Below are 25846 nucleotides of genomic sequence, written 5' to 3'. Positions count from 1 at the left end.
GGAATGCCCACGCATGCCCGGTGATCACCACGGCATGCAGGCATGAAGACATGAGTGCGAAGGGTAGCGGTGACGATTGTTCCTGAACGGGTGGAGCGTTACCGTAGGGGCCTCTGTCTTTGATGTCCGATGCTGTGAACCGCGCGTCTGTCCCCGGCCTGGAAGCCTTGTTGAACCGTCCCTCGGCGGCGGTGCTGCCCGCACCGCTGCGCGAAGCCCTGCTGCAGCTGTGGGATGCCACCGATACCCCACACGAGATGCGTGCCAGCAGCTGGCCGGTCCTGGCCGATACGCTGGACGCGCTGGCCCTGCTGTCGGCCGATGACGGCGCAGTGCTGGCCGCGTTGCTGTTCGACCTGCCGGGTCTGCGCGCGCACCTGGACACCCTGCCGCTGGGCAGCCACAAGGCGGCAGTGATCGGCCTGCTCGACGGCCAGGACGCGGCCGACCCGGTGTGGGCGCTGCATGCCGGTCGTGAGGCCGGGCGCAACAGCGAGGGCCTGCGTCGCCTGCTGCTGGCCATCATCCACGACCTGCGGGTGGTGCCGATCCTGCTGGCCCGCCAGCTGGCGCGCATGCGTGCGGCCGACAAGCTGGATGAAGTGCAGCGCCGTGCGCTGGCCCAGCTGACCCGTGACATCCACGCCCCGCTGGCCAACCGGCTGGGCATCTGGCAGCTGAAGTGGGAGCTGGAAGACCTGGCGTTCCGCCACCTGGAACCGGATACCTATCGCCGCATCGCGCGCGAGGTCGATGAAACCCGCATCGCCCGCGAGCGCTATGTCGAGCACGTCAAGAAGACGCTGTCGCGCGAACTGGCCGCGCAGGGCATCCACGCCGAAGTGAGCGGACGGCCGAAGCACATCTACAGCATCTGGCGGAAGATGCAGAAGAAGCGGCTGGCCTTTGACCAGCTGTACGACATCCGCGCGGTGCGGGTGATGGTCGACGACGTGGCCGCCTGCTACGCCGCGCTGGGCGTGGTGCACGCGCTGTGGGCGCCGGTGCCGAGCGAGTTCGACGATTACATCGCGCGCCCCAAGGCCAACGACTACCGGTCGCTGCATACCGCCGTGGTCGGCCCGGAAGGGCGCACCATCGAAGTGCAGATCCGTACCCACGACATGCATGCGCAGGCCGAGCTGGGCGTGGCCGCGCACTGGAAGTACAAGGAAGGCGGCAAGGGCGCGGAAAAGGCGTTTGATCGCAAGATCACCTGGATGCGCCAGCTGCTGGAGCAGGCGCAGGACGGGCAGGGCAGCGAACTGGCCGGCGCGCTGGATGCGGAGCTGACCGAAGACCGGGTCTATGCGCTGAGCCCGAAGGACGAGGTGCTGGACCTGCCGCAGGGCGCCACGCCGCTCGATTTCGCCTACCAGGTGCACACCATGGTCGGCCACCGCTGCCGTGGTGCCAAGGTCAACGGCCGCATCGTGCCGCTCACCTACCGGCTGCGCAGTGGCGACCGCGTGGAGATCCTGACCGGCAAGGAGGCCGACCCGCGCCGCGACTGGCTGATGCCGGCACTGGGCTTCCTGGCCAGCAACCGCTCGCGCGAAAAGGTGCGCAGCTGGTTCCACAAGCTGGACCGCGCGCGCAACGTGCAGGCCGGCCGCGAGCTGCTGGAACGCGAACTGAAGCGGCTGGGCCTGCAGCATTCGGACCTGGCCGCTGCCGCGAAGAAATTCCATGCCGACAGCGTCGACGACCTGTACATCCAGGTGGCGCTGGGCGATACCGGGCCCAACCAGGTCAGCCGTGCGCTGCTGGAAGCCGAGCGTGCGGCCAGCCAGCCGGCGCCGGCGCCGACCCTGCCGCGGCCGACCGCGCGCCGCGAGAACCTGGGCAAGTCCAAGTTCACCGTGCAGGGCGTGGGCAACCTGCTGGTGCAGCTGGCGCGCTGCTGCCAGCCGGTGGCCGGCGAACCCATTGTCGGCTACCTGACCCGTAGCCGTGGTGTCACCGTGCATCGCGCAGACTGCGCGGCGCTGGCGCGCCTTTCCGCGGCCAGCCCGCAGCGCATCCTGCCGGTGGAATGGGGCCAGGCAGGCGGTGGCTACGAAGTGGACGTGGTGGTCAGCGCGGTCGACCGCCGCTGGCTGCTGAAGGACATCACCAATCTGATCGCACAGGAAGACGCCTACGTGCTCGACATCCACAGCGACAACGTGCGCAACAGCGGCCGCGCGCACCTGCGCCTGCGCCTGAAGGTGAGCGATTACGGCCAGCTGTCCAACCTGCTGGGCAAGCTGGACGCACTGCCGGGCGTGAGCGAGGCGCGTCGTCTGGGCTGAGCTTCACGCTGCCCCGGCTACCCTGCACGCATGGAACGCGAGCCCCCGCATCGCCGCCACGGCGCCGACCACCCCGCGCTGGACCGCGTTCGTCGCGAGGGCCGCTGGTGGTGGCTGCAGGCGCGCCACGCGCGCCGGGTCTGGTGCTGGGCATTGCTGGCGGCGGTGGTGGTGTTCGTGGCGCTGGTGCTGCTGCGCAGGCCACTGGCCGACTGGTTCTGGGACGAACCGCAGATCGAACAACTGCTGGCCGAGGGCGACCGCGCGCTGGCCGCCGGGCGGCTGACGGCGGCCGATGGCAGTGGCGCGCGCGAACGCTACCAGGCCGCGCTGGCGCTGGATGGTGATCGCCTGCCGGCGCGGCAGGGACTGGCCAGCACCGCTGCGGCCGCGCTGCAGCAGGCACGTGACCGCCTGCAGGCCGGTGATCTTGAGGGCAGCGCGGAGGCGTTGGCGTTGGCCCGCGAACTGCAGGTGCCGCAGGGCCAGGCCGATGCGGTGGCGCGGCAGCTGCAGGCGCGGCGCAGCGCCGGTGCCGGCATCGGCGCCCTGCTGGCGCAGGCGCGCAATGCCTTTGCCGCTGGCCGCCTCGATGAGGGCGACAGCAGCGCGCTGCCGCTGTTCCAGCGCATCCTGGCCCTGCAGCCGGACTATCTGCCAGCGCTGGAAGGGCGTGAGGACGCATTGAGCGACCTGCTGCAGCAGGCACGGGCGCTGGCCGCGCGCGGCGAGCTGGCGCCGGCTGCCACCGTGCTGCAGCGTGCGCGCCAGTTCGATGCCGGCCACACCGATCTGCCGGCCAGCCAGGAGGCGCTGTCGCGCGCGCTGGACCAGCGCCTGCGCGAGGGCCAGCGTGCATTGAAGCAGCAGAAGCTGGAGGCTGCCGCCCAAGCGTTTGAAGCGGTGCTGGCGGTGGCGCCGGATGATGCCAATGCGTTGCGTGGGCGTGATCAGACCGCGCAGGCGCTGCTGGCGCGCAGCCAGCGGCAGGCCGCCGATTTCCAGTTTGAAGCGGCCGAGGCCGATCGCGCACGGGCCGCCGCGCTGGGCGCATCGCCGGCAGCGGTGCAGCAGGCCGCGCAGCGTATCCAGCGCGCCCAGCAGGCACGCAATGCGCAGCAACATCCAACCATGAGCGCGGCCCAGCGTGAGCGGCAGCTGCGCGACCACCTGCGGCAGATTGATCGCGCCGAGCGGGACGGGCGCTGGATCAGCCCGCCCGGGCACAGCGCCTTCGATGCACTGCGCGAGGCGCAGGCATTGGCCCCGCGCGATGCACGGGTGAGGGCGGCGGCGGCGCGCCTGTTGCCCGCCAGCCGGCAGTGCTTCGATGACAACCTGCGGCAGAACCGGGTCCAGGCGGCGGGCGCGTGCCTGCAGGCCTGGCAGACCCTGGCGCCGACCGCACCGGGCCTGGCCTCGGCACGGGTCCGGCTGGCGCAGCGCTGGCTGGCCCTCGGCAGCGAGCGGCTGGGCCGCGGCGATGTGGGCTTTGCCGAAGCTGCCATCGAGCAGGTTCGCCAGCTGCAACCGGACCTGCCGGAGCTGGCCGCGTTTGAACAGCGCCTGCGGCAGGCGGGGGCGGAGTCCTGGCGGCGCTGATCCAGCGTCATGCCAGGGAGTCGGGTATAGTCCAGCGGCTCCAACTTCCCCCCCTCCGGCCATGTCCTGCGCAGCACCTGAACTCCCTGTCGACCGGAGCGTACTGGCCGCGTTGCGGTGGGCCCGATGATCGGGCAGGCACCCGCGCACGCGGCCGATGGCGATGCATCCCGCGTCTGCGCGGTGATCGTTACCTATGGCCCTGACCCGGCCCTGTTGCCGCGCGTGGTTGATAGTGTCCTGCAGCAGGTGGGCCATCTGGTGGTGTTTGACAATGGCAGTGGCGGGGTCGATGTCGCCGCGCTGCTGGGCGACAGGGCGGGCGTCAGCCTGGTCGCCTCGCCGCACAACGTGGGGCTTGGCTGCGCGCTCAACCGTGCGTACGAAACGGCGGCCGCGCTGGGGTACGACCACGTCCTGTTGATGGACCAGGACAGCGTTCTGGCGCCGGGCATGGTCGATGTGCTGTGGACGGCGCTGGCCGAACTCACGCAGGCCGGGCCGGTTGCTGCCGTCGGTCCCCAGTTCCGCGATTCACGCAGCGGCGTACTGGCGCCTTTCGTCCGCTTCGGCTTTCCGCTCAACCACAAGCTGCGCGGCGGGCCGGGGCAGCGCGTGTCGTGCGACTTCCTCATCACGTCCGGCTCGCTGGTGCCGATGAAGGCGCTGCACGATATCGGCCCGATGGACGAAGGGCTGTTCATCGACAACCTGGACATGGACTGGTGTTTCCGCGCCAAGCGCGCCGGGTATGCGCTGTACGGCATCTGCGATGCGCAGATGAGCCACAGCATCGGCGAGGAACTGCTGCCCTCGCGCGCGAAGCCGGACGGGGTGATCGTGCACAAGCCGTTCCGCCTGTACTTCATCATGCGCAACCGGGTGCTGCTGTACGCGCGTGCCTACACCCCACGCGTGTGGATCGCGCAGGACATTCCCCGTCTGCTGCTGAAGCTGGTGGGCAATGGCCTGTTCCTGGCGCCGCGATGGGTTCGGCTGCGGTTCATGTTGAAAGGATTGTGGGACGGCATGCGCGGCGTTACCGGCGGCCTGCCACCGGGTAATCGCTGAACAGGCCCAATTCCAGATCTTTCCCCGGCGAAGGGCTGGGGTAGACTCGCCTGACCCTACATTCCCGCATTCCCGTGCCCCGACGCTACGATTCCGACGACATCGACGATTTCGACGACGACGACCAGCAGGACGCAGGCCCCCTGTGGCGGCGCCGGCTGATCACCTGGACCATGGCGGCAGTCGCACTGGGTCTGGGCTTCCTGATTCCCTATACGCTGTATCTGAACCAGCAGGTCACCCAGCGTTTTGGTGAACTGCGCTGGCAGATTCCGACCCGTGTCTATGCGCGCCCGCTGGTACTGGTGCCCGGCAAGGCGATGGATGCGGCCACGCTGAAGACCGAACTGGCTGCCTCGGCCTACCGCGATGATGGCCAGGGCAAGGATCCGGCCACCTATGCGGTGCAGGGCGGGCGCTTCACCATTTCCAGCCGCGGTTACAACGATGTCGATGGCCACGTCGCCGCCAAGCGGGTGGAACTGTCGCTGTCCGGCGGCAGCATCGCCTCGCTGCGTGATGCCGACTCGCGCAAGGCGCTGAAGGCCGCACGCCTGGATCCGGCACGCATCGCCACGCTGTACGGCCAGAAGCAGGAAGAGCGCCGCCTGATCCGCATGAACGAAGCGCCGGACCTGCTGGTGACCGGCCTGCAGGCGGTGGAGGACAAGGACTTCAACCGCCACCACGGCATCGACCTGTCCGGCATCGCACGTGCGGTATGGGTGACCATCCGTTCCGGTGGCCAGAGCCGCCAGGGCGCGTCCACGCTGACCCAGCAGCTGGCCCGCAGCGGCCTGCTCGGCATCGGCAAGGAACAGACCCTCACCCGCAAATTCAATGAAGTGCTGTACGCGCTGATCATGGAAGCGCGCTACGACAAGCGCACCATCTTCGAGGCGTATCTGAACCAGGTGTACCTGGGCCAGCGCGGCAGCCAGGCGATCCACGGCATGTCCTCCGGTGCCGAGTTCTGGTTCGGCCGTGATCTGTCCTCGCTCGATACCGAGCACATCGCGCTGTTGATCGGCCTGGTCAAGGGCCCGTCCTACTACGACCCGCGGCGCAACCCGGAGCGGGCGACCGACCGCCGCAACTTCGTGCTGGGCAAGCTGCACGAAGCATCCCTGATCGACGACGCCGAATACCAGCGCGCACTGAAGGCCCCGCTGGGCGTGCCCAAGAGCCCGGGCCTGGTGGCGGCCAACCGCTTCCCGGCCTATGTGGACCTGGTGCGCCGCCAGCTCGGCCATGACTACCCCGAATCGGCCCTGCAGGGCGCCGGCCTGAGCGTGATGAGCGGCATGTCGCCGTCCGCGCAGGCCTACGCCGAAGGCGCGGTGACCCGCACCATCAAATCGCTGGAAAGCAAGCGTCGTCCCGAGCTTCAGGCCGGCATGGTGATGACCGATGTGCACAACGGCGACGTGGTGGCGGTGATCGGCAGCCGCGAAGTGTCCGAGGTCGGCTTCAACCGTGCGATCGAGGCGCAGCGCCCGGTCGGTTCGCTGCTGAAGCCGTTCGTGTATCTGCTGGCCCTGGCCCAGCCGGACCGCTATTCGCTGGCCAGCTGGGTGGATGATTCACCGGTGACGGTGCAGCTCGGCCGCGGCCGCAACTGGAGCCCGGGCAATGCGGACAACCGCAGCCATGGCACCGTGCGCCTGATCGATGCGCTGGCCCATTCCTACAACCAGGCCACCGTGCGCGTGGGCATGCAGGTCGGCCCGGAACGGGTGACCCAGCTGATCCACGTGCTGGCCGGCATCAAGGCCGATGCCAACCCGGCGGTGATCCTCGGCTCGACCGACCAGAGCCCGTACGCGATGGCCCAGCTGTATCAGTTCCTGGCCTCCGGTGGTGAGATCCAGCCGCTGCATGCGGTGCGTGGCGTGCTCGATCCGCAGGGCAAGCTGCTCAAGCGCTACGACAAGACCCCGGCGCCGGCCCAGGAAGGCGATTCGATTGCCGCCAACCTGATCAGCATCGGCCTGCAGCAGGTGGTCGCCAGCGGCACCGGGCAGCGCCTGAACGCCGACGGCCTGGGCCGCCTGCAGCCGGCCGGCAAGACCGGCACCACCAACGACGGCCGCGACAGTTGGTATGCCGGCTACACCGGCGATCATCTGGCGGTGATCTGGATGGGCAACGACCAGAACGAACAGGCGGGCCTGTACGGCGCCACCGGTGCGATGCGGGTGTGGTCGGGCATCTTCCAGCGCCTGCCGAGTGCACCGCTGAAGGTCAGCAACAAGGGGCTGGACTGGCAGTCGGTGGCCGCCACCGGTACCAACAGCACCGATGAAAGCTGCCCGGACGCGCGCCGCTTCCCGTTCGTGGTCGGCTACGCGCCGGCTTACGCCCCCTGCGCCCCGGCTGCGTTGCCGGACGAGCAGGGGGGTGAAAGCGAAGGCGGTGGCTGGCGCAGCTGGTTCGGCCTGGACCGCAAGCAGGAACCGCCTGCCGCCGAACCTGCCGCAGCGCCCGCTGCCGCTACTCCCCCTCCCAGCCGGTGATGCCGATGACCTTTCGATCCCTGTATCCGCTGCTGGCCGTGACCGGCCTGAGCCTTGCCCTGGCCGCCTGCGTGAGCAGCCCGCCGCCGGCGGCCAAGCCGGTGGACACCACCACGCCGGCGCAGCGCTTGGCGGCCGTGGAAGCCGCTGCCGGCCCGGACGACAAGGAACTGTCGGTGCAGCCGCTGCGGGACCCGCAGGTGGAAGACCTGCGCCAGACCGCGCTGTCGCAGCGCCAGGGCAATGATCTGCCTGCGGCCGCAGGCAGCCTGGACCAGGCACTGCAGATCGTGGCCGGCGACCCGGCGGTGCTGCAGGAACGCGCGGAGATCGCGCTGTTGCAGGGCCAGTGGGCGGAGGCGGAAACCTTCGCGCGCAAGGCGGTGGATCTGGGCTCGAAGACCGGGCCGCTGTGCCGCCGGCACTGGGCGACGATCGAGCAGGCGCGGTTGGCGCGCGGCGAGAAGGAGAATGCGGTGTCGGCGCATGCGCAGATTGAAGGGTGCACGGTGCCGGGGATCAAGCGGTACTGAGGTGTTCCAGCCAACGGCGCAGCCCCTCGTGGCTGGTCGCGGAATGCGGGTCATGTGATTGGGCCGGGCGGGTGGGTTGCGCAGGGGACGCTGCAAGTACGTCCCTGTAAGCTCGTAGGCGCCATCCATGGCGCCTGCGCCCCTGCGCAGCCCACCCGCCCGGCCTCTGACAGTTTCCGTGTGCGTCCAGCCACGGAAAAGAAAAAAGCAGATCAAAAGCGGATCGCGCGCTGCGCGCACTCGCCGTGGGGTCGGAGCCGTTTTCCGCAGGAAAACGGCTCCGACCCCTTCTTGTTTCCGTTCGACTACCGCTTCTGAATCCAGTCGAGCAAGCGCGACGCCACGAAGCATGTCCATCCGTCACCGGGAAACTGCCGAAGGCGGGGCGGGAGGGGCAGGCGGGACCGTTGGCGCCATGGATGGCGCCATCGAGCCCCCATGGACGGGTTAACGGCGTGTCCTGCCTGCCCCTCCCGCCCCGCCAAACACGCAGCAACCCAGAGCCATGAACCACGCCGTTGCCGTTGCCTTTGCCTGCGCCCTGGCTTGAAACGGGTGCCGGGCAGCGCCCGGCCGGGTATCCTTCCTGTCTGATGTCCGACCTCGTTCATGCCAGCCGCGAAGCCCTCAGCGAAGGCGGCGCGCTCGCCTCGCATCTGGATGCCTTCAACCCGCGTCCCGCACAGCTGCGCCTGACCGAGGCCATCGCCGATGCGCTGCAGCAGCGCGACCTGCTGCTGGCCGAGGCCGGCACCGGTACCGGCAAAACGTTCGCCTACCTGGTGCCGGTGCTGCTGTCCGGCCTGCGCACCATCATTTCCACCGGCACCCGTGCGCTGCAGGACCAGCTCTACCACCGCGATCTGCCCCGTGTGCGCCAGGCGCTGGGTGTGGGCCTGCGCAGTGCGCTGCTGAAAGGCCGGGCCAATTACCTGTGCCGCTACCGCCTGCAGCAGGCGCGGGGCGAGCCGCGTTTTTCCAGCCCCGAACAGGCCGGGCAGTTCCAGCGCATCCTCGCCTGGTCCGGCCGCTCGCAGTTCGGCGACATCGCCGAACTGGACGGCCTCGCCGACGATTCGCCGCTGCTGCCGATGGTCACCTCCACCGTCGACAACTGCCTGGGTACCGACTGCCCGTTCTGGGACGACTGCTTCGTCGTCCATGCGCGGCAACGCGCGCAGGCGGCCGACGTGGTGGTGGTCAACCACCATCTGCTGCTGGCCGACCTGGCGCTCAAGCAGGATGGCTTCGGTGAGCTGCTGCCCGGTGCGCAGGCCTTCGTCATCGACGAGGCGCACCAGCTGCCCGAGCTGGCCGCGCAGTTCTTCGGCGAGGGCTTCGGCATGCGCCCGTGGCAGGAACTGGGCCGGGACTGCCTGGCCGAGGCGCGTGGCGTCGGCGGTGCGCAGTCGGCGTTGCAGGAGCCGGTGGATCAACTGCAGCAGGCGCTGTTGGCGTTGCGCCTGGCGATGGAAGGGCTGCCGCTGCGGGGTACGCAGTGGCGCGCGTTGGCGATGCCACAGGTACGCGAGGGCTTCGATACGGCGATGAGTTGCCTGGTGGCGCTGGAACAGGCGCTGCAGCCGCTGCGCGAAGCCGCCGCCGGCCTCGATGCTTGCCATGCCCGTGCACGCGAAGCGGTTTCGCGGTTGGCCCGCTGGCTGGGCGACGACGAGCCGACCCTGGATTTCGATGCCGACCCCGCCGATGCGGCCAGTACCGCCGACGTCCTCTGGTATGAACTCACCCCGCGCGGTTTTCGTTGCCAGCGCACGCCGATGGATGTATCCGGGCCATTGCGCGAGCATCGTGAGCGCAGCCGAGCGGCCTGGATCTTCACCTCGGCCACGCTGACCGTGGGCGGTGGCTTCGAGCACATCGCCACACGCCTGGGCCTGGACGACCCGCATACGCTGGTGCAGCCCAGCCCGTTCAACTGGCCCGACCAGGCGCTGTGCTATCTGCCCGAGGGCCTGCCCGATCCCGCTGCGCGTGGCTTCGGTACCGCCCTCATCCAGGCCCTGCGGCCGGTGCTGCAGGCGTCGCAGGGCAGGGCGTTCCTCCTGTTCGCCTCGCACCGTGCGCTGCGTGAAGCTGCCGAGGCACTGCGCGACGGGCCGTGGCCGCTGTTCGTGCAGGGCGAGGCGCCGCGCGCCACCCTGCTGCAGCGTTTCCGCGATTCCGGCAACGGCGTGCTGCTGGGCTCGGCCAGCTTCCGCGAGGGCGTGGATGTGGTGGGTGAGGCGCTGAGTGTGGTGGTGATCGACAAACTGCCCTTCGCCGCGCCGGACGACCCGGTGTACGAGGCGCGGCTGGAGGCGATCCGCAGCCAGGGCGGCAATCCGTTCCGCGACGAACAGCTGCCGCAGGCAGTGATCGCCCTCAAGCAGGGCGTGGGCCGGCTGATCCGCAGCGAGACCGACCGTGGCGTGCTGGTGCTGTGCGACCCGCGCCTGCTCAACCGTGGCTATGGCCGGGTCTTCCTCGATTCGCTGCCGCCGTTCCGGCGGACCCGCGCGCTGGCCGATGTGCAGGCCTTCTTTGCGCCACAATGGACCCCCGTAGCCGACGACGCTGCTGCCCCGACCGTCCCGGACCCCGCGCCGGGTCCCCCGCCGGCCCCCGGTGCCACGTTCCCCCTGTTCTGATTCCATCCGATGAAACTGCTCGCCTTTGAAACCGCCACCGAAGCCTGTTCCGTTGCCCTGCATGTCGATGGGCAGGTGCTGGAGCGCTTCGAAATCGCCCCGCGCCGCCATGCCGAACTGAGCCTGCCGTGGGCGGAGGCGCTGCTGGCCGAGGCCGGCATCAGCCGCCGCCAGCTCGATGGCATTGCCCTGAGCCGCGGGCCGGGGGCGTTCACTGGCGTTCGCCTGTCGATTGCCATCGCGCAGGGTATTGCGCTGGCGCTGGACCGGCCGCTGCTGCCGGTGTCGACGCTGCAGGTGCTGGCGCTGCGCGCGCCGGCCGAAGAGGACCAGATCCTGTCGGCGATCGATGCGCGGATGGGTGAGTTGTATGTGGCCCGTTTCGAACGGGTGGATGGGCTGCCGGTCGCCCGCGATGCCGAACGCGTGTGCGTGCCGGCGGCGGTGGCGTTGCCGGAGGGGCTGCCGGTCTACGGCGTCGGTACGGGTTTCGGCGCGGCCGAGGGTGCGCTGGCGGCGCAGCTGGGTGCTGGCCTGCGTGGTTCCGACGCCACGGCGCTGCCGCGTGCATCGGACGTGCTGGCACTGGCAGTGCCGGCGTTTGCCCGGGGCGAAGGCATGGCGGCGGAGCGGGTCGAGCCGGCCTACCTGCGGGACAACGTGGCGTTGACCCTGGTCGAGCAGCAGGCCGCCCGCGAGGCGAAGGCGAAAGCCAACGGCTGAGCCCCTCGTGGCGGAGGCGGTTTGTGGATTCGTGGGGTTGGCCGGGCAGGTGGGCTGCGCAGGGGACGCTGCAAGTACGTCCATGTAAGCTCGGTCGCCGCATCCATGCGGCTCACGCCCCTGCGCAACCCACCTGCCCGGCCACGGACAGTTTCCGTGCGCGTCCGCAACGGAAAATCAAAAAAAGAAAAGTCAAAGTCAAAGTCAGAAGCCGATCGCTTCGCTCGCATCCACGCGTTGCGTGGATGTGTGTCGACCAAGGTCGACACCTACCAGAGGCAGAGATGCGCCGCGATCTGTCAGAGGTGGGGCGGTGTGGGCTTGCAGGACCGCAGGCGCCATGGATGGCGCCTACGAGCCCCCATGGACGGGTTTACGGCGTGTCCTGCAAGCCCACACCGCCCCGCCAGACCCACAGTCCAACCGCCGCTTTTGACGTGGAAGTTGACGTCCAGCGGGTCCCGGGCCGCAGGCCCGGGCAACAAACCCCTACCGGTCGTCGCGCAGTTCGCCACCCGGCAGGAACACCCAGGTGCGGGTCACCTGCAGGATATCCACCCCATCATCCGTCTTCGGCAACGCCGGGAACGGCTGCGCCAGCTTGATCACCCGCAGTGCCGCCTCATCCAGCAACGGCGTGCCGCTGGACTTCAGGATCCGGCTGCTTTCCACGCTGCCATCGCGGCGCACCCCCACGCTGATCACCACCTGGCCGCCCAGCCGGCGCTGCCGCGCCTCGTCCGGGTAGTTCAGGTTGCCCACCTGCTCGGCGCGGTCCACCCACGCGCGCAGGTAATTGGCATAGGCGTACTCGCGGGTGCTGGCCGAGACGAACTTGCGGTTCGGGCGCTTGGCGTACTGCGCCGAGCGCAGGTGCACTTCTGCGGCCAGCCGTGCCATTTCCGCATCACGCTGCTCGCGTGCGGTCATCGGCGCGTCCGGGGTCGGCTCCAGCGGGGTGGGCTGGGCCTGCGCCTGCGCCACGCTGTCCGGGCTGTTGCGGCTGCTGACCACCCGCGCCTGCGGCGGCGGCACCGGCGCGGCCGACTGCTGTTGCTGCGGTACCGGGCTCAGTCCGCTCTGCGCCTGCGGCACAATGCCGGTCTGGTTGTCGCGCGGGCGTTGCGCGCGGTCATGCTCGCCGCCGCCTTCCTGGCTGGCCGCGGCCAGGAAATCGGCCTGCTTCGGCGTCAGTGCCATGCGGGTCTGGCTGAAGATCACTTCCAGCGTCGGCACCAGCGGTGCCTCGCCCTTCACGGCAAAGCCCACGCCCAGGATCAGCAGGGCGTGGATGATGACCGACAGGGCGAGAGTGGCCCCCAGCCGCTGCGCTTCACGCGGCGGCGGCGCCAGCACGGCGGACGCGGCGTCCATCAGCGCAGGCCGGCCTCGATCGCGTCGAACAGGGTGCCGGCGATGTTCAGTCCGTACTGCGCGTCCAGTTCGCGTACGCAGGTCGGGCTGGTCACGTTCACTTCGGTCAGGTAATCGCCGATCACGTCCAGACCGACGAAGCGCATGCCGCGGCGCTTCATTTCCGGCCCGACCTGGGCGGCGATCCAGCGGTCACGCTCGCTCAGCGGGCGGCCTTCGCCGCGGCCACCGGCGGCCAGGTTGCCGCGGAACTCGTCACCCTGCGGGATGCGGGCCAGGCAGTAGTCCACCGGTTCGCCGTCGACCAGCAGGATGCGCTTGTCGCCGGCAGTGATGTCGGGGATGAATTTCTGGGCCAGCGCCAGCCTGCGGCCGCCGTCGGTGAGGGTTTCCAGGATCACGTTCAGGTTCGGATCGCCCTGGCCGCTGCGGAAGATCGAGCGGCCGCCCATGCCGTCCAGCGGCTTCAGCACGGCCTGGCCGTGTTCCAGGGCGAAGGCCTTCAGGGCCTTGGCGTCGCGGCTGACCAGGGTCGGCGGGCAGCACTGCGGGAACAGCAGGGCGGCCAGCTTCTCGTTGTAGTCGCGCAGGCCCTGCGGGTTGTTGACCACGCAGGCGCCGGCAGCGGCGGCCACGTCCAGCACCTGGGTGTCATAGACGTATTCGGCATCTACCGGCGGGTCCTTGCGCATCAGCACGATCTGGCCGGGGCCGAACACCGTGCGGCTGAATGCGCCAAGCTCGTACCAGCCGGACGGGTCGTCGCGGACCTGCAGCGGCGCGGTCCGGGCCACCGCCACGCCGCCTTCCAGGGCCAGGCCGCCGGGCTGCACATAGTGCAGGGCGTGGCCGCGGCGCTGGGCTTCCAGCAGCATGGCGAAGGTGGTGTCCTTGGCGATCTTGATGTGGGCGATGGGGTCCATCACCACGATGACGTTCAACGGCATGGGTGCACCTGTCAGGCAAGGCGTTGATGGTAGCGGCAACGCCCCCCGCGTGCCTGCCTGCGGCGCTGCAACGCTGCGTCCGCCCGGCCGCCTGCGCAGTCTTTGCCAAACCGGTCACGTTCAGCCGGCCGCCACCCCAAGCCCCGTGGACGTCGCTTGAAGCGGGCGCGGGAAGTGCGATATAGATACGCTTTCGCAGCGACCCCCAGCACAGAAGGGTCGCGCGCTTGGGGAAAGGCAATGACTGAAAACACGACTGCGGGCGGGGAACTCGCAGGACTCCGGGTGATGGTCATCGATGACTCGAAGACCATCCGCAGGACTGCGGAAACACTGCTCAAGCGCGAAGGCTGCGAGGTGGTGACCGCGACCGATGGCTTCGAGGCCCTGGCCAAGATCGCTGACCAGCAGCCACAGATCATCTTCGTGGACATCATGATGCCCCGTCTGGACGGGTATCAGACCTGCGCACTGATCAAGGGCAACCAGCTGTTCAAGGCGACCCCGGTGATCATGCTGTCCTCCAAGGACGGTCTGTTCGACAAAGCCCGCGGACGCATCGTCGGCTCGGAACAGTACCTGACCAAGCCTTTCACGCGTGAAGAACTGCTGGGTGCCATCCGCACATACGTCAACGCCTGACCAGGGGGGAAAGGCACAATGGCTCGTATCGTTCTGATCGAGGATTCACCGACCGACCGCGCGGTGTTCACCCAGTGGCTGCGCCGTGCCGGCCACGAGGTGCTGGAAGCGGACAATGCCGAAGATGGCCTGCAGCTGATCCGTGACCACGTTCCGCAGCTGGTGCTGATGGACGTGGTCCTGCCGGGCATGAGCGGTTTCCAGGCCACCCGCGCGATGTCGCGCGACGCGGCCATCAAGCACATCCCGGTCATCATCGTCAGCACCAAGGCGATGGAAACCGACAAGGCATGGGGCCTGCGCCAGGGCGCGGCCGATTACATCGTCAAGCCGCCGCGCGAGGAAGAGCTGATCGCGCGGATCAACGAACTGGTGGCCTGATGCGTTCGCCCTTCGACATTCTTGAAGCCTACGAACGGCGCAGCCTGAACCATGCAGTGCAGCTGCCCGAGCGGCAGTTCGCCCAGGACCTGTGGCGCGGTGTTGGTTTCCGCGTGGGACAGCGCCGACTGGTGTCCGATTTCCGCGAAGTGGTGGAAATCGTGCCGATGCCGCCGGTGACCCCGGTACCCTGCGCGCAGCCCTGGCTGCTGGGCGTGGGCAACCTGCGCGGCAACCTGTTCCCGGTGGTCGACCTGAAGTATTTCCTGGAAGGCACGCGCACCGTGCAGCAGGAAGGCCAGCGCGTGCTGATCATGCGCCAGGCCGGCGGTGACGTCGCGCTGACCATCGACGAACTGTTCGGCCAGCGCAGCTTCGAACTGGGCCAGCAGGTCCAGGCGGGCACCCTGGCTGAAGGCCGCTACGGGCATTTCGTCGATCGTGCCTTCCATGCCGATGGCCACGACTGGGGCGTGTTCTCGCTCTCGTTGCTGTCGCGCACCCCTGAATTCCGGCAAGCCGCGGCCTGAGGCCGGGCAACGCCCCCTGCATTGAAGATCGAGGTTGAACGATGAGTACTGCTTCGGACGCTCCCAAGACCGGCAAGCTGCGGCTGGGCGGCAGCAACCTCTGGCTGGCCCTGCTGGCCCTGTCGATGATCGTGTTCGGTGTGAACACCGGCGTTTCCACCTGGCAGGGCAGCCGCCTGGCCGATGCCGGCTCCAAGGCCGCCGACCTGCAGGTGCTTTCGCAGCAGCTGGCCAACCAGGGCCGTGATGCGGTGGGCGGCAACGCGCAGGCGTTCACCGCCTTCAAGGCCACCCGCAACGCCATCGAACAGAACGTCTCCACCCTGCAGGGCCGCTATGGCAACGAGCCGGGCGTGTCCAAGGCGATCACCACCCTGGCCGACACCTGGACCCCGCTGGGCAAGCAGGCGGGCCAGCTGGTGGCCAGTGAGCCGGCGGTGCTGGCCCTGGCCGGCAACGCCAACAACTTCACCGGCGCGGTGCCGGGCCTGCAGGCCCAGCTGAACGAGCTGGTGCGCGCGATGTCCGCCTCCGGTGCACCCGCTTCGCAGGTGTACAGCGCCCTGCAGCAGGTCGTGGTGGCCGGTTCGATGGCCCGCCGCGTGACCGAAATGCGCGCCGGCGGCACCGCTGCGGCCGCCTCCGGCGATGCCCTGGCCCGTGACATCACCGTGTTTTCGCAGGTGCTCGATGGCCTGCGCAACGGCAACGAAGAGCTGGGCATCACCGCCGTGCGCGGTGCCGGTGCGGTGGCCGCGCTGGAACAGTCGCAGCAGAAGTGGGAAGCGATGAAGCAGGACGCTGACGCGATCCTGGCCAGCTCGCGCCAGCTGTTCGCCGCACAGTCCGCCGCCAACGCGCTGGGCCAGGGCTCGGCGCGCATGCTGGACGACAGCCGCAAGCTGTTCGAAGCGTTCTCCTCGTTCGGTTCGGTGTCCGATACCCGCCTGTTCCCGAACTTCTGGATCGGCGTCATCTCCGGTGCGCTGTCGCTGATCGCGATCATCGGCTTCGTCTCCACCAGCGTGCGCAGCCGTTCGCGCGAGCAGGAACTGCGCTATCAGACCCAGGTGGAGTTCAACAGCCGCAACCAGCAGGCCATCATGCGGCTGCTGGACGAAATTTCCTCGCTCGGTGAGGGTGACCTGACCGTCAAGGCCTCGGTGACCGAGGACATGACCGGCGCGATTGCCGACGCCATCAACTACGCCGTCGACGAACTGCGCCACCTGGTGACCACCATCAACGACACCTCGGCCAAGGTCGCCATGTCCACCCAGGAAACCCAGGCCACCGCCATGCAGCTGGCAGAGGCCGCCGGCCACCAGGCCAACCAGATCACCTCGGCATCGGACCGCATCGGCGAAATCGCAGCGAGCATTGAACAGGTGTCGCGCAACTCGGCCGAGTCGGCCGACGTGGCACAGCGCTCGGTGGTCATCGCCGCCGAGGGTGCCGGCGTGGTCCGCGAGACCATCCAGGGCATGGACCAGATCCGCGACCAGATCCAGGAAACCTCCAAGCGCATCAAGCGCCTGGGCGAGTCGTCGCAGGAAATCGGCTCGATCGTGGAACTGATCAACGACATTTCCGAGCAGACCAACATCCTGGCGTTGAACGCGGCCGTGCAGGCCGCATCGGCCGGTGAAGCAGGCCGCGGTTTCGCGGTGGTGGCCGACGAAGTGCAGCGCCTGGCAGAACGTACCTCGGGTGCGACCCGACGCATCGAAAACCTGGTCCAGGCCATTCAGGCCGATACCAACGAAGCGGTCACCTCGATGGAGCAGACCACCGCCGAAGTGGTGTCCGGTGCACGCCTGGCAGAGGATGCCGGTACCGCGCTGACCGAGATCGAGCGCGTGTCCAACGCCCTCAACACCCTCATCAAGAACATCTCCATCGCCGCCCAGCAGCAGTCCGCCGCGGCCTCGGACATCACCCGCACGATGGGCGTGATCCGCCAGATCACCGGCCAGACCTCGCAGGGTGCCGGACAGACCGCCGAGTCGATCGGCCACCTGGCGCAGTTGGCGGCCGACCTGCGTCGTTCGGTCGCCGACTTCAAGCTGCCGGCGTGACGCGGGCAGGGCGGCGAGCAAGGAATCATTCGATGAAGCATTTCCATTTCCCACGCCAGAACACGCGCGACCTGCGCGCGGCGGCGACCGGAGCGCGTCCATGAGCAGCCTGCGCGATGCGATGAGCCATGCAGCGCTGGGCTGGGTCAAGCCGGAGCTGGACGAGACCCTGCGCCAGGTGCGCAACGAGGTCGAGTACTTCGTCGAGGACCCGGCCGACGGCAGCCGCATGCGCATCTGTGCCGGCTACCTGCACCAGGTGCAGGGCACCCTGCGCATGGTCGAGCTGTATGCCCCGGCCATGGTCGCCGAGGAACTGGAACAGCTGGCCGTAGCCGTCGGCGAAGGCCGCGTGGCCGAGCGCGATGAAGCCTGCGCCACACTGATGCGTGGCAGCGTGCTGCTGCCCGATTACCTGGAACGCCTGCAGAACGGCCACCGCGATATTCCCATCGTGCTGATGCCGCTGCTGAACGAGATCCGTGCCGCGCGCGGCGAGGAAGGCGTCAATGACAGCGTGCTGTTCGCCTTCGCGCCGGACAGCGTCAGCGCCACCGAGGCCGAGCTGGACCACGCCCGTGGCAGCCTGAGCGGGCGCAACCGCGAGCTGCTCGACACCGTCGGCAGCGCGGTCAAGGAAGAACTGCTGCAGGTCAAGGATGCCCTGGACCTGCACCTGCGTACCGGCGGTGCGCCGCAGCAGCTGCAGGAACAGGTGACCAAGCTGGGCGCCGTCGGCGACACGCTGGGCATGATGGGCCTGGGCGCTGCCCGCGGCGTGGTCGCGCAGCAGCGCGATGCGCTGCTGGCTGTGGTCGAGGGCCGCCAGCAGATCGACGAGGACATGCTGCTGGATATTGCCGGCGCGCTGCTCTATGTCGACGCATCGCTGGATGACCAGGTCGCCCATCTGGGTGCTGGCGGCAGTGGCGAGGATGACCCGAGCGCGGTGGAAAACCGGCGCACGGTGGAAGTGCTGGCGCATGAGGCGATCGCCAATTTCGCCGCCGCCCGCGAGCATTTCGTCGCCTTCATCGAAACCAGCTGGAACCATGCCGAGCTGCAGGACGTGCCGCGCCTGCTGGGCGATGTTTCCGGTGCGCTGCGCATGCTCGACCTGGGCACCGCCGCCGATTACCTGCGCGGCGTCCAGCAGTACATCCAGGCCGAACTGATCGGCCGCCAGCGCGTGCCCAGTGGCCGCCAGCTGGACACGCTGGCCGACGCCATGGCCAGCCTCGAGTACTACCTGGAAGCGCTGCGTGACCGCCGCCCGGGGCGCGAGGACATCCTCGACATCACCCGCAGCAGCCTGGAAACCCTGCGCTACTGGCCGCTGCCCGCACCGCACAGCGACGAGGCCGAAGGCGAAACATCGGCCGGAGCGCTGCAGCCGGTCGAACGCGAGATCGTGCCGCTGGCCGCCACCCCGCTGCAGCGCGAGGCGGTGGAAATTGCCGTACAGCCTGCGGCGCCCGCACCGGGCGAGATTCCGCCGCCGCTGCCGGACTTCACCTTCGATCCGCTGCCGGCTGCGCCGGTGGCCGACAACACCCTGATGTTCGGTGCGCTGGAAGGGCAGGACGACGCTGCACCGGCACCGGCCAGGAGCGAACCGGCGCCGCTGCTGTTCGCGGCCTCCACCGCACCGGCACCGAGCGTGCCGCAGTGGGAGATCGGCGCGTACGAGACGCTGCCGGTCGCCGAGGAACGCGCGCCGACGTTCGCCAGCTTCGATCCGGCCGGCTTCGACCCGGTCAGTGCCGAGCACGATGGGCTGCCGGCGCACACCGCGCCGCAGTGGACGCTGTCTGAAGCCGTCGATGCACAGGCCGACGACGGCGACGCGCTGGTACTGGAAGACAGCAGCGAAGCCTTTGCATTTGCCGCAGGCGACGACGACGGCGCCGGCACTTCGCTGGATCTGGCTGCCGCCCCGGCCTTCGACCCGGTGGCCGCCGAACATGACGGCCACACTGTGCTGGCGGACGAGGTGGTGTTCCACTTCGACTCCAGCGCCCTGGACAACGCCGACGACGTGCTGTCGCTGCAGGCGATGGAAACGCTGTCGCTGGGCGAAGAAGAGGACGTCGCGCCGCTGCTGCTGGAGCCTGCCGATGACACCGCGGCTGCACCGTTCGAGGCGAACGCCACGATCGAGCCGGTCGCACAGATCGACGTCGCCGACGTTGCCGCCGTCGCTGCAGAGTCAGCGCCTGTGGAGATGGTCGAGGCACTGGCCGCTGCCGGGACCGGCATGGACGAAGATCGGGCGGCGGCCACTCCGCCTGCTGCGACGGTGTCCCTGGTCGACGTCGATACCATCGCACCGATCGATTTCAGCGAAGCGGATGCGCAGTTCTTCGCCGAGCTGAGCGCGGCTGCAGCCGAGTTCAATGCGCATGCCGCACCGGCAGCGCCGACGCCTGTAGCCGAAGCATCACCGGTGACGGCCGACGATGCCGGTTTCGATGCCGGCTTCGATGACGATGCCGAGAACATCGACCAGGACATCCGCGAGGTGTTCCTGGAAGAGTTCGACGACGAGATGGGCAATCTCGGCACGCTGCTGCCGGCCTGGCGCATGCAGCCGGACAACATGGACCGGCTGCGCCCGATCCGCCGCATCTTCCACACGCTCAAGGGCAGTGGCCGCCTGGTCGGCGCCCGCACCCTGGGTGAGTTCGCCTGGAAAATCGAGGGCATGCTCAACCGCGTGCTCGATGGCAGTCGTCCGGCCACCCCGGCGGTGCTGGCGATGGTCGACCACGCCAGCGACGCGCTGCCGCAGCTGAATGCCGCACTGCGCGATGGCCAGCGCGTCACCGTTGATCTGCAGGCCATGCAGGCCATCGCTGACCGCGTGGCTGCCGGCGAGGAAACCTTCTACGTGCCGTTGCCGGTGGCTGCGGCCCCGCAGCCGGTCGAGCAGGTCGAAGCCGGTGTCGATGCATCGCAGGCGGCAGACGCTGCTGTCGCGGACGAGGCGATTTCCGTCGAACCTGCGGCCGAACCGGTCGGTACCCCGGCCAATATCGACAGCGTGCTGCTCGAGATCCTGGAAGCCGAGGTGGACGTCCACCTGGCAACCCTGCAGAACTGGCTGCAGTCGGCGCAGCAGGGCGGGCAGCCGGTTGACGACGCGCTGCTGCGTGCCGTGCACACCATGAACGGCGCTTTCGCGATGACCGAAGTGCCGGAGATCACTGCCGTCACCGGTGCCGCCGAGTCGTACATCAAGCGCGCGCTGGCCGCCGATGTCGTGCCGGGCGCCGACGCCCGGGATGCACTGGACGGCACCGCGCTGGCCATCAGCTCGACCATGGCCGCGCTGCAGGCTGAACAGCCGCGCATTGCACCGCAGGCCGAACTGGCCCAGCGCCTGCAGGCGCTGGCCGCCGAGCTGCCGGAAGCACGCTGGCCGATGGTGGATCTGGCGCTGGACGACGAGGCGCCGGGCGAAGCCGAAGCCGAAGCTGCCGACATCGCAGCGCAGACCCTTGTCGAGTCCGAAGCGGAGATCGCCGCAGACGTTGAAGCGCCTGTTGACGCCGAAGTGCTGCCGGTCGACGCCCTGGCGGAAGCTGCGCCGGATACCGGCCTGGAAACAGCCGAACTGACCGGTGGCGAAGATCTGTCGCGCTACTTCGACGCCGGCTGGCCGTCGATGCCGGAGGCCGCGGCCATGCTGCCGACGGCGGTTGAAGAGACCGTTGCCAGCGAAGTCACCGGATCCGACGAATCCACTCGTGAAATCCTGGATGTCGCACCCGTTGCCGACGCCCTGGACGAGACCGCGCTGACGGCGGCCGATGACCTGTCGCCGTACCTGGACGCCAGCGCGCTGCCGGTGGACGACCGTGACCCGGACGAGGATCACCTCCTCGCCATCGATGATGCACTTGCCGTGGATGGGCAAGCGCCGGTGCTGGTCGTTGAGGGTGACGAGGAAGACATCGATGCACTGGCCGATGAGACGGCTGTGCCGACGTTTGCCGAACCGGTCACGCTGGAGGCTGCGCTGGAAGCCGGCCTGCACGTGATCGAGGACGAACAGGCGCAGGACGAAGACGGCCAGTGGCCGGTGCTCGGCCTGCAGGCCAGCGAATCTGCGCCGGGCGAGGCCGATGCTTTTGCCGCGGATGCGGACGTCGATGCGGAGACGGAGGCCGGTGACGGAGAGAGCGCCGAACTGCCGTCGCTGGCGACGGTGGACGATGCGTTGCCGGGCGAGGTAGCTGTAGAGGCTGCCGCACCGGCGCGTCTGTTCGAGATGGAAGATGCGCCCGGCCAGGGCCCGGAAACCGCCGCCGCGCCCATCGCGATCGAAGCGGCCGAAGCCGAAGCCGATGCGCTCGACTTCAGCATCTACGACCGCGAGCTGGTCGATATCTTCGTCGAAGAAGGCAAGGACCTGCTCGACCATTGCGATGGCCTGATCAGCGAGCTGCGTGATGCGCCGCAGGACCGCGAAGTCGTGGCTGGCCTGCAGCGCGATCTGCACACGCTGAAGGGCGGTGCACGCATGGCCGGCATCAACGCCATCGGCGATCTGGGGCACAGCATCGAGTCCCTGCTGGAAGCCGTGGCTGCTGGCCGCACCGAGATCGAGCGTCGTGACGTGCAGCTGCTGGAGCGTGGCTTCGATCGCCTGCACCAGCTGCTGACCCGCACCGGCGACCACCGTGTGGTCGAACCGGCGCAGGACCTGGTGGAAGCATTCGAAGCCCGTACCCGTGGCGACGGTGCCGAAGCCGCGAGTGCCGCTGAAACTCCGGCCGCCAGCGTCGGCGAAGCACCGGCTGCGCTCGCACCGCTGGCCCTGGCCGACGCACCCCTGTCGGCGCCGCTGCCGGTGGAAGGCAGTGCCGAAGAAGACCCGCTGGCACGTCCGCAGCAGGAGCAGGTGCGCGTGCGCGCCGATCTGCTCGACCGCCTGGTCAACCATGCCGGTGAAGTGGCGATCTACCGCTCGCGCCTGGAACAGCAGCTCGGTGCCTTCCGTGGCGCCATGGGCGAGCTGGAGCGCACCAACGCGCGACTGCGCGACCAGCTGCGCCGCCTCGACCTGGAAACCGAGGCGCAGATCGTCGCCCGTTACCAGCGCGAGCAGGACCAGGCCGACCAGAAGTTCGACCCGCTGGAACTGGATCGCTTCTCGACCCTGCAGCAGCTCAGCCGCGCGCTGAACGAATCGGCAGCCGACCTTGGTGGCCTGCAGGGTGTGCTGGATGATCTGTCGCGCCAGTACGATTCGCTGCTGCAGCAGCAGTCGCGCGTCAGCTCCGAGCTGCAGGACGGCCTGATGCGTGCGCGCATGGTGCCGTTCGACGGCCTGGTGCCGCGCCTGCGCCGTGTCGTCCGCCAGGCCGGCATGGACACCAGCAAGCAGGTGCACCTGACCCTGGAAGGGACCCACGGCGAACTGGACCGCAACGTCCTGGACCGCATGGTCGCGCCGCTGGAACACATGCTGCGCAATTCCGTGGCCCACGGCCTGGAAGCACCGGACCAGCGTCGCGCCGCCGGCAAGCCGGAAGAAGGCGAGATTGCCATCCGCCTGCACCGCGAAGGCTCGGAAATCGTGCTGGAAGTGGCCGATGACGGTGCCGGCCTGGACCGCGAGGCGATCCGTCGCCGCGCCATCGACCGTGGCCTGCTGGCCGCCGATGCCGCGCCGAACGAACAGGAACTGGACAACCTGATCTTCGCTGCCGGCTTCTCCACCGCCGACCAGGTCAGCCAGCTGGCAGGCCGTGGCGTGGGCATGGACGTAGTGCGCAACGAAGTGCGCCAGCTCGGTGGCTCGGTCGACATCCAGTCGGTGCGTGGGCAGGGCGTGCGCTTCACCCTGCGCCTGCCGCAGACGCTGGCCGTCACCCAGGCCGTGTTCGTGCAGATCGGTGAAACCACTTTCGCGGTGCCGGTGGCCTCGGTCAGTGGTATCGGCCGCCTGTCGCGCGAGCGTTTCGAAGCGGCCGACAGCAGTTACCGCTACAGCGGCGAAGATTACCCGCTGTACGACCTGGGCAGCCTGGTCGGCCAGGCCCCGGCCCGCGCTGACGGCCAGGACCAGGTGCCGCTGCTGCTGGTCCGTGCCGGCGACCTGCGTGCCGCCGTGGCGATCGACCAGGTGCTGGGCAACCGCGAAATCGTGGTGAAGCCGGTCGGCCTGCAGATCGCCTCGGTGCCGGGCATCTACGGTGCCACCATCACCGGCGATGGCCGCGTGGTGGTCATCCTCGACGTGGCCCCGCTGGTCCGCCGCTACCTGGCCAACCCGACCGCGCCGGTGCAGGACAATGCGCCGCGCCTGGAGCGCCAGGTTCCGCTGGTGATGGTGGTCGACGATTCGCTGACCATGCGCAAGGTGACCGGCCGCATCCTGGAACGCCACAACTTCGAGGTCAGCGTCGCCCGCGACGGTGTCGAAGCCCTCGAACAGCTGGAAGAGCGCGTGCCCGACCTGATGCTGCTGGACATCGAGATGCCGCGCATGGACGGTTACGAGCTGGCCACCACGATGCGTGCCGACCCGCGTTACAAGGACGTGCCGATCGTGATGATCACCTCGCGCAGCGGCGACAAGCATCGCCAGCGCGCCTTCGAGATCGGCGTGCAGCGCTACCTGGGCAAGCCGTACCAGGAGCTGGACCTGATGCGTAACGTGTACGACCTGCTGGGGATCGCCCGTGTCCGTGAGTGACGTCAATCCGGTTCCGGCCGTAGCCCTGCTGGCCCGCCCGGGCGCAGCGCGTGAACGCCTGCGTGAAGCGCTGGCCCATGCCGACGTGCAGCTCGTGCTGGAAGACGACCCGACCACGCTGGAGCCGCAGGCGCTGGCCGACGCGCACCCGCAGTTCGTGGTGATCGCCCTGGAAGCGGCCATCGAAGACGCGCTGGAGCGGCTGGAGGCGGCACTGTCTGCGCCGGGCCTCACGCTGGTGTTCGACGAAGCCGAACTTGCCGCGCGCCGCGACGGCTGGGAAGCGCAGCGCTGGGGCCGCCATCTGTCGGCCAAGCTGCACGGCCACCAGCAGGTGCTGCCGCCGGGCGCCGAAGACGAGCCCAGCCTGCAGCTGGAACCGGGCCGGCCTGCACCGCCGCCGGTGCCGCCGCAGGACGCGGTGCTGCACGCCCATATGGAGCAGGCCCAGGACTGGGCGGGCGACGTGCCGGCAGACGGCCTGTACGCGCCGCCTGCAGCGCCGGTGGCCTTCGTCGAGCCGGTGTCGCTGGAACAGCATCTGGCTGCCCTGCAGGCACAGGTGGAGGCCGCCGATACGGCCCCTGCCGCGCCGTCGGTGCCCGAGCCGGTGGTTGCCGACCCGCCGCCACTGTCCTTCGACCACACCGCCTGGTCGCTGGTCGACGAGGCCGCCGATGCGCCCGCCGCAGAAGCCGCCACGCGCAGTGATCCGGCGGTCGTGCCGTCCTTCGATACCGGCCGCCTGAGCCTGGTCGACCTGGATGCCAGCCTGCCTGCCGGCGCCCGCGCCGGGGCCTTGCTGGTACTGGCCGGCATCGGTGGCCCGGATGCACTGCGCCGCCTGCTGGCCGCGCTGCCCACCGGGCTGGCCGTGCCGGTGCTGGTGCACATGCGCCTGGACGGTGGCCGCTACGGCAACCTGGTCAAGCAGATGGCCCGCGTCTCCCCGTTGCCGGTGCAGTTGGCCGAAGCCGGCCAGCGCGCCACCCCGGGCGAGGTGCACGTGCTGGCCGATGACATCGGCGTGCGTGCGGCAGCCGATGGCCTGCACTTCCAGACCGATCCGGCGGGCATTTCGATTGCGGCCCTGCCGGCCGAACACAGCGCCCTGGTGCTGCTCAGTGGCGCCGACCTGGCCCACGTCGGCCCGGCCCTGGACCTGGCTGATGCCGGTGCCTGGGTGGCCGGCCAGGTGGGCGAGGGCTGCTATGACCCGGCCGCCGCAACGGCCGTGGTCGCTGCCGGCATGGTTGCCGGCGAACCGCAGGAACTGGCGCAGGCCATCGCCGCGCGCTGGGGGGTGGATGAGGACAACGGAGAGACGCCATGAGCTACGCCAGCAATGATGAAATCCGCGGCGTCCTGATCCAGGCCGGTGGCGAACGCGTGCTGCTGCCCAATGCGACGGTGGCCGAAATGATGTCGCGCGTACCGGTGGAACCGGTGGCCGATGCGCCGCGCTGGCTGGTCGGGCAGATCGCCTGGCACGGTTGGCAGGTACCGCTGCTGTCCTTCGCCCGCCTGTCCGGGCTGGGCGAGGAGGTGGTGGGTGGCCACAACAAGGTCGTGGTGCTGAAGGCCCTCAGCGGCAATGCACAGCGCCCGTACTACGCGCTGCTGACGCAGAACTTCCCGCAGCTGATCTCGGTACCGCGCGACGGCCTGCTGGCCGACGCTTCGGAAGAAACCCTGCCGGACATCGTGCACATGCGCGTGCTGCTGGGTGAACAGAGCGCGCTGCTGCCGAACCTGGACGCGCTGGAATCGGCGCTGGATTCGCTGGCCGCCTGACCCGGCG

At 69.1% G+C, this 25846-nt stretch carries 16 protein-coding genes; 14 read left to right on the top strand and 2 right to left on the bottom strand.

Annotated elements, in window-relative coordinates; genetic code table 11:
* The first annotated feature begins 134 nt into the window (after positions 1–134).
* From VER16_RS10960 to tsaB, 7 genes are all read left to right on the top strand, one after another.
* Positions 135–2294 (top strand): bifunctional (p)ppGpp synthetase/guanosine-3',5'-bis(diphosphate) 3'-pyrophosphohydrolase, encoded by a 2160-nt coding sequence (locus VER16_RS10960; RefSeq protein ID WP_324808225.1) that lies wholly within the window; start codon positions 135–137, stop codon positions 2292–2294.
* Positions 2295–2324: 30 nt separating this feature from the next.
* Positions 2325–3896: a hypothetical protein gene (locus tag VER16_RS10955; RefSeq protein WP_324808041.1), complete on the top strand. Its 1572-nt coding sequence runs from the start codon at positions 2325–2327 to the stop codon at positions 3894–3896.
* Between the two features lie 126 nt (positions 3897–4022).
* The gene (locus VER16_RS10950) at positions 4023–4967 is read left to right on the top strand and encodes a glycosyltransferase family 2 protein (RefSeq protein ID WP_324808039.1); all 945 of its coding nucleotides are present in this window, start codon (positions 4023–4025) and stop codon (positions 4965–4967) included.
* 74 nt (positions 4968–5041) lie between these two features.
* The gene (gene mrcB, locus VER16_RS10945) at positions 5042–7483 is read left to right on the top strand and encodes a penicillin-binding protein 1B (protein WP_324808037.1); all 2442 of its coding nucleotides are present in this window, start codon (positions 5042–5044) and stop codon (positions 7481–7483) included.
* A complete protein-coding gene (locus VER16_RS10940; protein ID WP_414716043.1) occupies positions 7483–8016 on the top strand; it encodes a hypothetical protein in 534 nt (177 codons plus the stop codon). Before mrcB ends, VER16_RS10940 begins: the two co-directional genes overlap by 1 nt.
* 593 nt (positions 8017–8609) lie before the next feature.
* On the top strand, positions 8610–10664 hold the full coding sequence (locus VER16_RS10935) for an ATP-dependent DNA helicase (protein ID WP_324808033.1): 2055 nt from the start codon (positions 8610–8612) through the stop codon (positions 10662–10664).
* A gap of 9 nt (positions 10665–10673) precedes the next feature.
* A complete protein-coding gene (tsaB, locus tag VER16_RS10930) occupies positions 10674–11387 on the top strand; it encodes a tRNA (adenosine(37)-N6)-threonylcarbamoyltransferase complex dimerization subunit type 1 TsaB (RefSeq protein WP_324808031.1) in 714 nt (237 codons plus the stop codon).
* A 489-nt stretch (positions 11388–11876) separates the two neighbouring features.
* Here the strand turns inward: tsaB and VER16_RS10925 are convergent, their stop codons facing one another.
* Positions 11877–12761 carry an energy transducer TonB gene (locus VER16_RS10925; RefSeq protein WP_324808029.1) on the bottom strand — a complete coding sequence of 295 codons (885 nt, stop codon included), beginning with the start codon at positions 12759–12761 and terminating at the stop codon, positions 11877–11879.
* Positions 12761–13708 carry a glutathione synthase gene (gene gshB, locus VER16_RS10920; protein ID WP_324808027.1) on the bottom strand — a complete coding sequence of 316 codons (948 nt, stop codon included), beginning with the start codon at positions 13706–13708 and terminating at the stop codon, positions 12761–12763. Before gshB ends, VER16_RS10925 begins: the two co-directional genes overlap by 1 nt.
* A gap of 240 nt (positions 13709–13948) precedes the next feature.
* On the opposite strand from gshB, the gene pilG reads away from it, so the two are divergent.
* The 7 genes from pilG (at position 13949) to VER16_RS10885 (ending at position 25839) form a co-directional block, all read left to right on the top strand.
* Entirely contained in the window at positions 13949–14350 is a 402-nt protein-coding gene (pilG, locus tag VER16_RS10915) for a twitching motility response regulator PilG (RefSeq protein WP_005418455.1), read from the top strand.
* 18 nt (positions 14351–14368) lie between these two features.
* Positions 14369–14731, top strand: a complete 363-nt coding sequence (locus VER16_RS10910) for a response regulator (RefSeq protein WP_324808025.1) — start codon at positions 14369–14371, stop codon at positions 14729–14731.
* Positions 14731–15261, top strand: a complete 531-nt coding sequence (locus VER16_RS10905) for a chemotaxis protein CheW (RefSeq protein ID WP_324808024.1) — start codon at positions 14731–14733, stop codon at positions 15259–15261. The genes VER16_RS10910 and VER16_RS10905 overlap by 1 nt, the downstream gene beginning before the upstream one ends.
* Positions 15262–15302: 41 nt before the next feature.
* Entirely contained in the window at positions 15303–17339 is a 2037-nt protein-coding gene (locus VER16_RS10900; RefSeq protein ID WP_324808023.1) for a methyl-accepting chemotaxis protein, read from the top strand.
* Positions 17340–17439: 100 nt separating this feature from the next.
* A complete protein-coding gene (locus tag VER16_RS10895; RefSeq protein WP_324808021.1) occupies positions 17440–24045 on the top strand; it encodes an Hpt domain-containing protein in 6606 nt (2201 codons plus the stop codon).
* Positions 24032–25378 (top strand): chemotaxis protein CheB, encoded by a 1347-nt coding sequence (locus VER16_RS10890; protein ID WP_324808019.1) that lies wholly within the window; start codon positions 24032–24034, stop codon positions 25376–25378. The genes VER16_RS10895 and VER16_RS10890 overlap by 14 nt, the downstream gene beginning before the upstream one ends.
* Complete coding sequence (locus tag VER16_RS10885) at positions 25375–25839, top strand: chemotaxis protein CheW (protein ID WP_324808017.1); 465 nt, start codon at positions 25375–25377, stop codon at positions 25837–25839. The genes VER16_RS10890 and VER16_RS10885 overlap by 4 nt, the downstream gene beginning before the upstream one ends.
* Positions 25840–25846 lie beyond the last annotated feature (7 nt).

This window comes from Stenotrophomonas sp., from assembly GCF_035634915.1.
Classification (GTDB): domain Bacteria; phylum Pseudomonadota; class Gammaproteobacteria; order Xanthomonadales; family Xanthomonadaceae; genus Stenotrophomonas.
The sequence above is the reverse complement of the archived record's forward strand: the minus strand, read 5'-3'. Positions and strand labels throughout refer to the sequence as shown.

Coding starts and splice junctions, on each gene's coding strand:
- VER16_RS10885 (WP_324808017.1), top strand. CDS start 25,375: ATGAGCTACGCCAGCAATGATGAAATCCGCGGCGTCCTGATCCAGGCC.
- VER16_RS10900 (WP_324808023.1), top strand. CDS start 15,303: ATGAGTACTGCTTCGGACGCTCCCAAGACCGGCAAGCTGCGGCTGGGC.
- VER16_RS10940 (WP_414716043.1), top strand. CDS start 7,483: ATGCCGATGACCTTTCGATCCCTGTATCCGCTGCTGGCCGTGACCGGC.
- VER16_RS10935 (WP_324808033.1), top strand. CDS start 8,610: ATGTCCGACCTCGTTCATGCCAGCCGCGAAGCCCTCAGCGAAGGCGGC.
- VER16_RS10925 (WP_324808029.1), bottom strand. CDS start 12,761: ATGGACGCCGCGTCCGCCGTGCTGGCGCCGCCGCCGCGTGAAGCGCAG.
- VER16_RS10905 (WP_324808024.1), top strand. CDS start 14,731: ATGCGTTCGCCCTTCGACATTCTTGAAGCCTACGAACGGCGCAGCCTG.
- VER16_RS10895 (WP_324808021.1), top strand. CDS start 17,440: ATGAGCAGCCTGCGCGATGCGATGAGCCATGCAGCGCTGGGCTGGGTC.
- VER16_RS10955 (WP_324808041.1), top strand. CDS start 2,325: ATGGAACGCGAGCCCCCGCATCGCCGCCACGGCGCCGACCACCCCGCG.
- VER16_RS10950 (WP_324808039.1), top strand. CDS start 4,023: ATGATCGGGCAGGCACCCGCGCACGCGGCCGATGGCGATGCATCCCGC.
- VER16_RS10910 (WP_324808025.1), top strand. CDS start 14,369: ATGGCTCGTATCGTTCTGATCGAGGATTCACCGACCGACCGCGCGGTG.
- gshB (WP_324808027.1), bottom strand. CDS start 13,708: ATGCCGTTGAACGTCATCGTGGTGATGGACCCCATCGCCCACATCAAG.
- pilG (WP_005418455.1), top strand. CDS start 13,949: ATGACTGAAAACACGACTGCGGGCGGGGAACTCGCAGGACTCCGGGTG.
- tsaB (WP_324808031.1), top strand. CDS start 10,674: ATGAAACTGCTCGCCTTTGAAACCGCCACCGAAGCCTGTTCCGTTGCC.